Below are 12,347 nucleotides of genomic sequence, written 5' to 3'. Positions count from 1 at the left end.
TGTTGCGAAATTAATGCTGATAAGGACGGGTTAATTTGCACTCAGGATTTAATTCCACCCCAAATCCGGGTTTATCCAGTACCGATTTATGAATACGTCCGTTCACCGGCACCGGCTCATCGAGCAGGATTGGCGCAAACTGTGCGCGGGTGTGGTCCGCGTTAGGTGCAGTCATCAGGAACTCGCTGAATGGCGTATTGGTGAAGGTAATCACCGCATGATGCGAATACACAGAGGAACCGTGCGGCACCACTAACTGCCCTTTCGCCTTGGCGATGGCGGCGATTTCCAGCAGTGTGGTGAGCCCGCCACACCAGCCCACGTCAGGCTGCATGATGTCAACACCAGTTTCTGACAGGGTCTGGAAAGACTCCAGTGTCCCGTGGTGTTCACCGGTTGTCACCATCATCCCGGCAGGCGCATTGCGTTTGATTTCGCGGTAGCCGTCATACTGTTGCGGCGGCAGGCATTCCTCAATCCATTTTAGATTATACGGGGCACAGGCATGCGCTACTTTGGTGGCGAAATTGACGTCCATCGACATCCAGCAGTCAAGCATCAGCCAGAAATCCGGGCCACATTTCTCGCGCATATCCGCGACCATAGCGGCCGTTTCGCGTACGCCGTGGTCACCATCATGCGGACCAAAATGCGTGACCATTTTACCGCCAATAAAGCCCATTTCTTTTGCCAGATCCGGACGTGAACCAGTAGCGTAGAACTGGATTTCGTCGCGCACCGCGCCGCCAAGCAGTTTATATACCGGCAGTTGTGCACATTTACCGAACAGATCCCACAGCGCCAGATCGACACAGGATATCGTGTTCATCACCAGGCCGCCGCTGCCCGCATAGAACATGGTGGAACGCATCATCTGATCGTGGATCAGTTTAATTTCCGAGACACAGCGCCCTTCAATAAAGCGGTTGAGATGTTTTTCGACAATAAAGCAGCCCATCTCACCCGCCGTTGATACCGCAAAACCGGTGACGCCGTTATCTGCTTCTATTTCAACCACCAACGTCCCTAATACATTAATACCGAATGACTGACGGGATTGTTCATATTCTTTATATTTACTCATCGGCGTACATACTTTATCGTCGATCCAGTGTTTTTCCGGCTGGTCATGATAATCCGCACCGCCACTGCCTTTTTCTGCTGTCGCGCCGCCCATAAAATATGCACGGATCTCTTTAATCTTAGGTAATAATCTTGATTCCATCATAATATAAACTCCGTTTATTTTATCAGGGTAAGTAGAGAGGTTATTTCTTGACTCAGGGAAAAACTAAAATTATCTATCTTTTGCTTAATATCCTTTGAAAGCGGAATTTTATTTTCGCCCAACGGGAAGCCGCGTAATGACATGCCGAGTTTATATCCCAGCGGAAAAGGCAATGACGCCATCATCGACATCACCGGTAATGCAGCAAATTGCAAAGCCTTTGCTTGTTCCATTTTCCCTTCGCTGAAGAGATCATAAATTTTACGCATCACTTCCGGCAAAACGCCTGCGGTCGCTGTCACGCTGCCGGTGGCTCCGGCGCATAATGCGGAGAAGAAAAATTCTTCCCGCCCCGTCATCACGGCAAAATCTGCATCTGCCTGCGGGCAACAGGCCAGCATTTTCATCATGCCCACCGCGTCGCCGCTGGAATCTTTTATCCCCACAATATTCGGATGGCCTGCCAGTTCAGCGACACTTTCGGCACTTAACGGATCGGCAAAAAACGGGATGTTATACAGGCATAACGGCAGGTTCACCGCGCTGGCAACCTGCCGGAAAACAGCGGTCAGTGTCGCAGCATCGTAGTGATAAAACGAAGGTGGCATCAGGACAACCCCACTGGCTCCGGCACGTTCTGCCGCATGTGCCAGTGCGATACTTTCATCCGGCGTAGTCGCCGGGATCCCCGCCCACACCGGTACGCGTCCGGCAGTCTGTTCAACCACCGTGGCCACAACGGTGCGCTTTTGCTCAACGTCCATGTAACCGGCTTCGCCCACCGAACTCACCGGGAATAAAGCACTCAGGCCACCCGCTATCTGAAAATCGGCAATTTTGCGCAACATATCCATGTCCGGCTTCCCTGCTTTCCAGGGGGTTAACATGGCACTGATGACTCCTGAAGGTCGTAACATCATTGATTCCTTATGCTTTGTAGCCCAGATCCCTGGAGATTTCCCAGGCGGTTTTTTTTACCTTGCCAGCCAGTGCATCGATATTTTCTGGCATGACATGCAAGGTGGTGCCCACGACGGAAATCGCTGCCGTTACGCAATGCGCCGCATTGAACACGGGCGCGCTGATACAGCGGATATTCGCCACATCCTCTTCATCATCGAAGGCCCATCCGCGCTGATGGATTTGGTATAACGCCGTGTGTAGCTGCTGAGCGCTGGTCAGCGAATTGGGCAATACAGGACTGAATTCCAGTGCGGCAATCAGCGCGTCCTGACGTTCCCGGTCGCACCAGGTCAGCAGACATTTGCCCAGCGAAGAACGGCAAAGCGATAAACGTTTTCCTTCCCAGGTACGAACCTGAATATTCGACTGGCTTTCGACTTTGATCAGATAAATCGGCGTATCCCCATCCAACACACCGAGATGGCAGAGCAGCCCGGTGTCGTGCATCAGCGCTTTCAGATGCGGGAGTGCGACATTGCGTAAATCGAGCTGGCGGGAAACCTGACTGCCCAGCTCAAGCAATCTGAGCCCGAGGCGATAGTTACCTGAGTTTGACTGGGTAACTAAACGCTGATTTTTCAGTTCCTCAAGCAACACATACACGGTGCTTTTGGGCATCCCCAGTTCACAGACCAGCTGATTGGCGTTGCACTGTCCCAGCCGGGAAATAATGTCGAGAATGGCGACAGCGCGCGTCAATGCCGGGACTTTTGATTTAGCGGTTAATTCCATCATGCTAGAATCCATTCTGTTGAGATGGACAAGTTATAGAGGCAAAAATGAGCAGGTAACAGAACGCTTGTGAGCCTCTGTGATTGAGTTCTCTATAAAGTTGAATATTCCAACATACTGGAATAACTAGATGATTTAGAAGGGAAAAAAATCAGACTAATTCCGGCATTCTGGAATGAATACTGGCGTTCAGTAGGGAATTTCAGGCATAAAAAAAGCGACCCTAAAGGTCGCTTTTTTACTTTGAGAACCCCGTATTATCAGGCTTCAATCGCCAGACGCAGTTTCTTCATGGCGTTTTTCTCAAGCTGGCGGACACGTTCTGCAGAGACACCGTACTTGTCGGCCAGCTCCTGCAAGGTGGACTTGTTGTCATCGTCCAGCCAGCGGGCGCGGATGATGTCCTGGCTACGTTCGTCCAGGCCTTCCATCGCATAACTCAGCTTGTCAGTCGCGTCTTTGTCCCAGTTGTCTTCTTCAATGCTCTCTGCAAAGTCAGAACTCTTATCCTGCAGGTAAAGCATTGGCGCCATCGCAGCACCGTCGCGTGGCTCGTCGTCCGGGGTTGGGTCAAACGTCATGTCCTGTGCGGCCATGCGTGATTCCATCTCCAGAACGTCTTTGCTGGTGACACCCAGCTCACGGGCAACGTGCTCGACTTCGGCGTGGCTGAACCAACCCAGACGCTGTTTGTTTTTACGCAGGTTGAAGAACAACTTGCGTTGCGCTTTGGTGGTCGCGACTTTCACGATGCGCCAGTTACGCAGCACGTATTCGTGAATTTCCGCTTTGATCCAATGCACCGCAAAGGAGACCAGACGCACACCGACTTCCGGATTGAAGCGGCGTACCGCTTTCATCAGGCCGATGTTGCCTTCCTGGATAAGGTCAGCCTGTGGCAGACCATAGCCAGAATAGTTACGGGCAATGTGTGCAACAAAGCGCAGGTGAGACAGGATCAGATGTTTCGCTGCCTCCAGGTCACCGTCGTAATGCAGCCGTTCAGCCAGCGCCCTTTCTTCCTCTGCGGTGAGCATAGGATAAGTATTGGCTGCCCGAATGTAGGCTTCCAGACTACCTTGGGGTACTAAAGCTAAAGTTTGCATTTCTTTGGTCATTCAAAGCCTCTCATGTATGACGTCATGCAGGTTTTATACTGCGTTGCTGCGGAGTGAATACCGCTTCACCTTAGTGGCGTACTAACAAAACAACGCAGAGCCCTTCATCGTTTACTGCTTTATTACTGAATTCTTTTCTGCCCAATGCTTCGGCGTACCGACTCATACTTTTGCCGTTTTTTCGACCGCGAATTTTACATAAAGTTCATTATTCAATGCAAGAGCCTAGCGACTTTATGTGACGGTCAGGCTATCGGATAGGGAATTTGTGCTTTCGGGGAAGAAGAGATGTAAGACGACGTGATAGAGCAACCCATCTTGCTCTCCCCCTGTGCACAAGATCCTGTACAGCAGGGGAAGAGTATATCAAAGAATCGCTATTGTGGTGTAAATCGCCGTAAATGTTGTACCGTTGCCAGCCAGGCGGCAATCCAGCCAATCATCGCGGAAATCAGCAGCAGCAGCAGGCTTTCGTCCCACGCCAGACCGTGCAGATCAAACGTCGTACCGAAGACTTTCGCCACTTGCGTCACCACGCTCTCCAGACGCAACACCAGCGCTTCGGAAAGGATCAGTGACAGCAAGGCACCACAGAAGCCAAGCATCGCGCCGCCATTGAGGAACGGACGCAGAATAAAGCCATCGGTCGCACCAATCAGCTTCATGACGTTAATGGTGTCGCGACGGCTGAAGATGCTCAGACGCACGCTGTTACCGATCACCAGGAAGACCGCGACGATCATCAGCACACCGATCATCGCCGCCACCTGCCCGACCAGTCCGGTAAGCGCCGCCAGCCGTGCAAACCAACTGTCATCCATGCGAACTTCGTCAACCCCCTGAACCGCAGCAACCCGGTCACGCAGGGTGTTGAGCGTCGTGGAGTCCTGGAAATTCATTTTCGGCGTGATGATAGCCACGGCAGGCAGCGGGTTCTGCTCCAGCATGTCCATCGCACCGCCAAAACCTGACCAGTTACGGAACTCGCCCATGGCTTCGTCACGCGACAGATAATTCACCTTTTCGACACCGGCTTCCGCTTTCAATGACTTAATGACATTTTCAGCGGCGTTGTCGTCCAGCGCCTTATCGAGATATACCGTCAGCTGCGGTGTCGGATACCACTGTTCGGCAGCGGTGCTGACGTTTTTCCACACCAGATAACAGACGCTTGGCAGCGTGAGGGAGATCGCGATCACCATCACGGTGAGCAGCGTCGCCAGCGGCTGGCGCATCATATCTGCCAGAGCATTCATCCACGCATAGCGCCACTGTTCACGCCATCCACCCTGTAGCGCTTTACTTTTGGCCGCGCGGGCGCTTTTGGCTGTTTTGGCCGGGTTCGGGCTATTGGCCATGATGCGCGCCTCCCACCATGCGACCCTGACTCAAGGTCAGCGTACGGTAATTACGACGGGCGATCAGTGCCATGTCATGGGTTGCCATTAATACGGTGACGCCGACGCGGTTGAATTCTTCAAACAGGCGCAAAATGCCTTCTGACAGCGCGTCGTCAAGGTTACCGGTCGGTTCATCAGCCAGCAGAACGGCCGGTTTGTTCACCACCGCACGGGCAATACCCACGCGCTGCTGTTCACCGCCGGAGAGCTGGATCGGAAAGTTTTTAGCTTTATCGAGCAGGCCTACTTTATCCAGCGCCGCAGAAACCCGGCGGCGGATATCTTCACTGCTGGCACCCGCGATAATCAGCGGCATCGCCACGTTGTCATACACGGTGCGGTCCAGCAACAGGTGGTGGTCCTGGAAAATCATGCCAATCTGACGGCGCAAAAACGGTACTTCGCGCGCTTTCAGACGGCTGATGTCATGGCCGCCGAACAAAATGTGTCCGGCGCTCGGGCGTTCAATTCCGCATATCAGTTTCAGCAGGGTACTTTTACCCGCACCGGAGTGACCGGTCAGAAAGGCCATCTCAGCCTGCTGGATGTGAAAATCGACGCCCTGAAGCGCCTGTCGCCCGCCTAGATAAGCTTTACTGACCTGTTCAAAGCGAATCATCCGTATTAATCCTCTCGGGCAAAAAGTGCCTCAATAAAATCGTCAGCCTTAAACGGCCGTAAATCTTCAATGCCTTCACCCACACCGATGTAGCGGATAGGGATTTCGAACTGATCGGCAATGGCGAATATCACGCCGCCCTTGGCGGTACCGTCCAGTTTAGTCAATGTAATACCGGTCAGACCCACGGCTTCATTGAATAATTTAGCCTGACTGACCGCATTCTGGCCCGTACTGGCATCGAGCGTCAGCATAACCTCATGAGGGGCGTCTTCGTCCAGTTTTTTCATGACCCGGACAATCTTCTTCAGCTCTTCCATCAGGTGTGCTTTATTCTGTAAACGCCCGGCGGTGTCGGCAATCAGCACGTCAACGTTACGAGCTTTCGCGGCCTGAATTGCATCGAAAATCACCGAGGCGGAATCCGCGCCCGTATGCTGCGCGATCACCGGGATCTTATTACGCTGCCCCCAGATCTGAAGCTGTTCTACGGCGGCGGCACGGAAGGTATCTCCGGCGGCCAGCATGACCGTTTTACCCTCTGCCTGGAACTGGCGTGCCATTTTGCCGATGGTGGTAGTTTTACCCACGCCGTTAACGCCAACCATCAAAATGACATACGGGGTTTTACCACTGACATCCAGCGGCTGATCCACTTTTGCCAGAATTTCAGACATTTCCTCCTTCAGCTTACCGTAGAGCGCGTCCGCATCTTTTAACTGTTTGCGGCTGGCGTGTTCGGTCAGTGAAGTGATGATTTTACGCGTGGTTTCAACGCCGACGTCGGCGATGATCAGTTGTTCTTCCAGTTCATCAAACAGATCGTCGTCGATCTTCTTACCGCGGAACAGACCGACAAATCCTGACCCCAGATTTTCTTTGGTTTTGACCAGACTGCGTTTGAGGCGCGCAAAGAAGCCCTCTTTGGTGGGGCGTTCCTGTTCAGTTTCAACAGCAGGCAGGGTAATAATCGGATCGAACGCGACCGGCAGGGGCTCTTCGATCACGCTGTCGTCGATAGAATCGATAGCATCCTGACGTTCGTCCGCAGCGATCTCTGCCTCTGACTCGACAAACTCTTCTGCGACAGATTCATGCTGCGCGGCTACAACCTGTTCGGTGACGGCAACAATCTCTTCGGCCAACTCGACAGAAGCCTGTTCTTTGGCAACAGGCTGGGGTTCGGTTGGCGCGGCAGGGATGTCGTGCACCGGCTCAAAGGCGGGTTCGATTTCTGCGGCGGCTTCAACGGAGGTGGTGGCATCCCATTCGCCTGGATGATTCTCAACCGGTACGCCCGGCGCTTGTGCGTGTTCAGTCGCTGGTTCTGCGGCAACGGACGGTTCTTCTGTACGCGCCGTTTCATACGTTTGTGGAGACTGTTCTTCTACAACCGGCTGCTCAACGCTGGTCTCTTGTTTCTGCTGTTCTTCTTCCTGACGGCCACGGCCAAACCAGGAGAAAAACCCGCGTTTTTTATCTTTTGCCATTTTACAACTTCACTCCTCGCCGTTAATTCAGGGCGAACGGATTATTAATAGGGTAATGCTTCGCAGTCTATCACTTTCCTATAAGGCCTACACACCCGCGTGTTGATTTGCGTAGGGTATTCAATCAGGAATGTTAAATATTTGCCGCAGGCCGACACACCGGTAGAATAGGCCTTAATTGATTTGCAACGCTGCCATAACGGTGGCGAATGATGAAAGCGAGCTATGGCTAAAAAACCCAACACCCCGGCGGCGGGACAAATTCGTGTCATCGGTGGAAAATGGCGTGGGCGCAAACTGCCGGTGCCGAACAGCCCGGGCCTGCGCCCTACCACCGATCGTGTCCGCGAGACGCTGTTTAACTGGCTGGCACCCATGATCCGGGGCGCACACTGTTTGGACTGTTTCGCAGGAAGCGGCGCGCTCGGCCTTGAAGCGCTGTCACGCTATGCTGCCAGCACCACGCTACTGGAGTTCGAGCGTCCGGTTGCTCAGCAACTGGAGAAAAATCTGGCGCTGCTCAATGCCAGCGACGCGAAGGTTTTCAATGCTAATACGCTGAACTGGCTGGCGAAGAAAGGGACACCGTTCGATGTGGTGTTTGTCGATCCGCCGTTCCGAAAAGGTATTTTGCAGGAGACGCTGGCATTACTGGAACAGCAAGGCTGGCTGGCGGATGAAGCCTGGATTTATGTCGAAGCGGAAGTGGAACACGGTGCAATCCCTGTTCCGGCAAGCTGGCGCCTGCACCGCGAGAAAGTCGCCGGGCAGGTTGCCTACCGTTTGTACCACCGTGATATCGCGCCGGCGTCCGGCGATCAGGATTCTGAACAGGAGCAAGACGATGTTAATTAATATTGGCCGTTTACTGATGCTGTGCATCTGGGGTTTCTTGCTGTTCAATATCATTCATCCATTTCCAAAACCGACGAAATACTTTCTGGATGTGGCGATGGTCTTCATGTTCTTCATGCACGGTTTGCAGATGATGCTACTTAAAGCCACGCAGGGTAAGGATCAGGCCAAAATTGGCGGCTGGTTGCAGCTGCGTATATTCCTGTTCGGCGTGTTCGAATTGATGGCATGGCAGAAGAAACAGCCGCCGCTGCCAACCCGCAAATAAACCCGATTTAAGTACGCTGGTTTATGGTTTTTGGGCAGCATCCTGCGGCTTAAAAGCCATAAACCGCGTTCCCTTCACACTCAAAATCCCTTGCTGCCCTTTCGCTAAGCCATCGTAGTCTTTCTGTTCGAGTTTCAGCCTGAGCTCTGCACCGCCGTTCACCGGCTTAAAATACGCCTCATACTTTCGGTCTTCAGCCGGAATATGTTCACGCTGACGCGAGCGCCGGTTTGGAGATAACCAGTCACGTTTGGTGGTGACTTCGACCGCGATGTCGCGCGGCGGCGCGGCGTCGTTATCGGCATTTTCACGACGTTGATGGAGGTACTGGCGGGTCGCAAAGAGAGCAATCACCACCACAACCAGCAAAATAATCACTGCAGGTTTATTCATATTCGGCATTCATCTCGGATGACAGGGGATTCTGATTGTAGACGAAGGGCCCGATCTCCTACACTGAAAACCATCCAGGAAAGCAGGAAGTCATTTCCTTACAGGCAGAACCTTGCTTACGTTTAATTTTTAAAAAGGATAAACAATGAGTTGGCCATTTCTTGCCGTATTTTTCTCAGGCTGGCTGTTCGTCGATGCCAGCTACCGCGGGCCACGCTGGCAGCGCTGGCTGTTTAAACCCGTCACCCTTTTACTGTTGCTGCTTTTAGCCTGGCAGGCACCGGTTCTTAATGTCTACAGCTACCTGATTTTGCTCGGTCTGGCGGCAACGCTGGTGGCCGACGGCCTGCTGCTGCTGCCGGAAGAGCGTTTTCTTTACGCCATAGGCGCCTTTTTCCTGTCGCATCTGCTCTATACGCTGAGCTTTGCCAGCCAGATGACGCTGACCTTCTTCTGGCCGCTGCCGCTGGCGTTGATCATCATCGGCGCGGCGCTGCTGGCGGTGATCTGGTCGCGGCTGGCGGAGATGCGCTGGGCGGTATCCACTTACATCGCCATGACGCTGCTGATGGTATGGCTGGCGGGGGAGCAGTATTTTGCCCGCAGCACCGATCTGGCATTTTCACTGTTGTGCGGGACGTTTTTACTGCTGATGGGTAACGTGGTCTGGCTGACCAGCCGCTACCGCTTTAAATTCCGTGCCTCAGACGCGATTGTCGCCGCCTGCTACTTCGGTGGTCATTTCCTGATTGTCCGTTCGCTCTACCTTTAACTCACGGCTCACTCACCACGATTCTCAGGCGAAATCTTAGGGTTTCGCCTTTTTTTCACCTTCGGTCATTTTCCGCTTGACCCTGGAGTTGACTCCAGACTGTAGACTGAATGTAATTCCACTCTGTTACGACAGGAGTCCGTATGCTTCAGCCACATAAACAGACCACCCGCGGTTGCGGTTGCCAATCCGGCAAATGCGCAAAACCGACGATGCTGCGTATTAATAAAATATCTGAACCCACCCACAGTGAGCCGCATCCGGCGAACTGTTGCAGTGACAAAGCCCCGCTTGCCGCATCGGCGTGCTGTGCATCCGATCATTGCAGCATACAATCCAGTGAGCACTCACCAACAACCAAGAGTGATGATGGCAGTTCAGGCGACGGCGACAGCGACCCCAGCGGGCCGCCTGCCGGTACCTGCCAACTAAGCTGGAAAGTCGACGGCATGGACTGCCCGGCCTGCGCCCGTACCATCGAAAAAGCCGTCAGCACCATCGCCGGTGTCAGCGGCGTTAAAGTCCAGTTCGCTACTGAGAAATTGCTGGTCAGCGCTGACAGTGACCTCTCCGCAGAGATACAACAAGCCGTCACGCGCGCCGGATTTACCCTGCAGTCACTCGACCAGAAACGCGTCGAAGCCGTCGTTGAAACGTCCCGCCTGAAGGAATACGCGCCACTGCTGATCCTCATCGTGCTGATGGCGATAAGCTGGGTAATCGACCAGTTCAGCCAGCCACTGGGGGAAGTTGCCTTCGTGATCACCACGCTGGTCGGTCTGTGGCCGGTACTGTTGCAGGCCATCCGTGCCACACGCGCCGGTTCCCCGTTTACCATTGAAACCCTGATGAGCGTTGCGGCGCTTGGCGCATTATTTATTGGTGCCACGGCCGAAGCGGCGATGGTGCTGTTGCTGTTTATGATCGGCGAACGGCTGGAGTCTTTCGCCGCTAACCGTGCGCGCAGCGGTGTCAAAGCGCTGATGGCGCTGATCCCCGACAGCGCCGTGCTGATTGTGAACGGTAATTCTACCCGTGTCCCTGTGGCCGATTTACGTCCGGGTGATGTGATTGAAGTGGCCGCAGGTGGCCGTCTGCCCACCGATGGCACGTTGCTGGACAGCGCTGCGAGTTTCGATGAAAGCGCCCTGACCGGTGAGTCCGTACCGGTCGAGCGTCAGCCTGGGGAGAAGGTTCCGGCAGGCAGTTTGTGTGTGGACCGTGTGGCGCGCATGAGCGTGACCTCCGCGCCCGGTGCCAGCGCGATTGACCGCATCCTGCAACTGATTGAAGAAGCCGACGAACGTCGTGCCCCGATTGAGCGCTTCCTCGATAGCTTCAGCCGCTACTACACCCCGGCGATTATGCTGATGTCGCTGCTGGTGATTTTGATCCCGCCACTGGCGATGGGCCTGCCGTGGGACATCTGGATTTATCGCGGGCTGACGCTGCTGCTGATCGGCTGTCCTTGTGCGCTGGTGATTTCTACTCCGGCGGCGATAACCTCAGGTCTGGCAGCCGCCACACGTCAGGGTGCATTAATCAAGGGAGGTGCCGCACTGGAACAACTGGCGTTAATTCAAACCATCGCTCTCGATAAAACCGGCACGCTGACCGAAGGCAAACCGGAAGTGACCGACGTTCTGGCGCTGAGCGGTGTGACTGAAAATGAGCTGCTGAGTCTTGCGGCGGCGGTTGAAGCCGGTTCGCATCATCCGCTGGCGCAGGCGATTATTACCCGCGCAAGAGTAGAAAACCCTCTGCCGATCAATGCACAGGAGCGTCGTGCGCTGGCCGGTTCAGGCGTTGAAGGAGAAGTGGCCGGTAAAAAAATTCAGGTGCTGGCACCGAAGCGTCTGGCGGCAAAAGGGGTGGCCGAAGTCCATCTCCGTCAAATTGCCGACTGGGAATCCACCGGTAAAACAGTGGTGGTAGTGTTACGGGAAGGCAATGCTATCGGGCTTATCGCCATGCAGGACAAACTGCGTGATGACGCAGTCAGCGCGCTGGCGGATTTGAAAGCACAGGGGATTTCTGCGGTGATGCTCACCGGCGACAATCCGCGCGCTGCCAAAACCATTGCCGAACGACTGGGCATTGAGTTTCGTGCCGGATTGCTGCCCGCTGATAAAGTCGAGGCAGTGACGGCCCTCAATGCGATTCATCCGACAGCGATGGTGGGTGATGGTATTAACGATGCCCCGGCGATGAAAGCGGCAACTATTGGTATTGCGATGGGAAGTGGCACCGACGTCGCGCTGGAAACGGCAGACGCGGCGTTAACTCACAACCGCCTGAGCGGACTGGCGCAGATGATCAGTCTGTCGCGGGCAACGCGGGCCAATATCCGCCAGAACATCACTATCGCAATTGGTCTTAAAGCTATTTTCCTGGTCACCACACTGATGGGGCTGACCGGACTGTGGCTGGCGGTGCTGGCCGACTCCGGCGCTACCGCGCTGGTCACTGCCAACGCGCTGAGATTGTTGCGTAAAAAAACGAAGTAAGC

At 54.2% G+C, this 12,347-nt stretch carries 12 protein-coding genes; 4 read left to right on the top strand and 8 right to left on the bottom strand.

The window, feature by feature from the left end; translation table 11 throughout:
• Nucleotides 1-10 precede the first annotated feature (10 nt).
• The 7 genes from rhmD to ftsY all read right to left on the bottom strand — a co-directional run bounded on the left by rhmD (nucleotide 11) and on the right by ftsY (nucleotide 7,550).
• Nucleotides 11-1,225, bottom strand: coding sequence for an L-rhamnonate dehydratase (rhmD, locus tag ACZRKO_RS20690; RefSeq protein WP_463739173.1), 1,215 nt, complete (start codon nucleotides 1,223-1,225; stop codon nucleotides 11-13).
• Nucleotides 1,226-1,242: 17 nt separating this feature from the next.
• Entirely contained in the window at nucleotides 1,243-2,145 is a 903-nt protein-coding gene (locus ACZRKO_RS20685; RefSeq protein WP_463739119.1) for a dihydrodipicolinate synthase family protein, read from the bottom strand.
• A gap of 10 nt (nucleotides 2,146-2,155) precedes the next feature.
• Entirely contained in the window at nucleotides 2,156-2,926 is a 771-nt protein-coding gene (locus tag ACZRKO_RS20680) for an IclR family transcriptional regulator (RefSeq protein ID WP_463739118.1), read from the bottom strand.
• 257 nt (nucleotides 2,927-3,183) lie between these two features.
• Nucleotides 3,184-4,041, bottom strand: coding sequence for an RNA polymerase sigma factor RpoH (gene rpoH, locus ACZRKO_RS20675; RefSeq protein ID WP_463739117.1), 858 nt, complete (start codon nucleotides 4,039-4,041; stop codon nucleotides 3,184-3,186).
• Between the two features lie 377 nt (nucleotides 4,042-4,418).
• Nucleotides 4,419-5,399 (bottom strand): permease-like cell division protein FtsX, encoded by a 981-nt coding sequence (gene ftsX / locus ACZRKO_RS20670; RefSeq protein WP_463739116.1) that lies wholly within the window; start codon nucleotides 5,397-5,399, stop codon nucleotides 4,419-4,421.
• Nucleotides 5,389-6,060, bottom strand: a complete 672-nt coding sequence (ftsE, locus tag ACZRKO_RS20665) for a cell division ATP-binding protein FtsE (RefSeq protein ID WP_463739115.1) — start codon at nucleotides 6,058-6,060, stop codon at nucleotides 5,389-5,391. The genes ftsX and ftsE overlap by 11 nt, the downstream gene beginning before the upstream one ends.
• Before the next feature lie 5 nt (nucleotides 6,061-6,065).
• On the bottom strand, nucleotides 6,066-7,550 hold the full coding sequence (gene ftsY, locus ACZRKO_RS20660; RefSeq protein WP_463739114.1) for a signal recognition particle-docking protein FtsY: 1,485 nt from the start codon (nucleotides 7,548-7,550) through the stop codon (nucleotides 6,066-6,068).
• A gap of 225 nt (nucleotides 7,551-7,775) precedes the next feature.
• Between ftsY and rsmD the strand changes: the two genes are divergently transcribed.
• Together rsmD and ACZRKO_RS20650 are read left to right on the top strand one after the other, a co-directional pair.
• A complete protein-coding gene (gene rsmD, locus ACZRKO_RS20655) occupies nucleotides 7,776-8,405 on the top strand; it encodes a 16S rRNA (guanine(966)-N(2))-methyltransferase (RefSeq protein ID WP_463739113.1) in 630 nt (209 codons plus the stop codon).
• Nucleotides 8,395-8,673, top strand: a complete 279-nt coding sequence (locus ACZRKO_RS20650) for a DUF1145 family protein (RefSeq protein WP_463739112.1) — start codon at nucleotides 8,395-8,397, stop codon at nucleotides 8,671-8,673. The genes rsmD and ACZRKO_RS20650 overlap by 11 nt, the downstream gene beginning before the upstream one ends.
• A gap of 21 nt (nucleotides 8,674-8,694) precedes the next feature.
• Here the strand turns inward: ACZRKO_RS20650 and ACZRKO_RS20645 are convergent, their stop codons facing one another.
• Nucleotides 8,695-9,066 (bottom strand): DUF2500 domain-containing protein, encoded by a 372-nt coding sequence (locus ACZRKO_RS20645; RefSeq protein ID WP_463739111.1) that lies wholly within the window; start codon nucleotides 9,064-9,066, stop codon nucleotides 8,695-8,697.
• Between the two features lie 145 nt (nucleotides 9,067-9,211).
• Between ACZRKO_RS20645 and ACZRKO_RS20640 the strand changes: the two genes are divergently transcribed.
• Both ACZRKO_RS20640 and ACZRKO_RS20635 read left to right on the top strand, forming a co-directional pair.
• The gene (locus ACZRKO_RS20640; RefSeq protein WP_463739110.1) at nucleotides 9,212-9,838 is read left to right on the top strand and encodes a lysoplasmalogenase; all 627 of its coding nucleotides are present in this window, start codon (nucleotides 9,212-9,214) and stop codon (nucleotides 9,836-9,838) included.
• A gap of 143 nt (nucleotides 9,839-9,981) precedes the next feature.
• On the top strand, nucleotides 9,982-12,345 hold the full coding sequence (locus ACZRKO_RS20635) for a zinc/cadmium/mercury/lead-transporting ATPase (protein WP_463739109.1): 2,364 nt from the start codon (nucleotides 9,982-9,984) through the stop codon (nucleotides 12,343-12,345).
• Nucleotides 12,346-12,347: the final 2 nt, after the last annotated feature.

It is taken from the genome of Ewingella sp. C233, from assembly GCF_055407225.1.
Note: the sequence above shows the minus strand (reverse complement) of the source record. Positions and strands in the feature narration are given on the sequence as shown.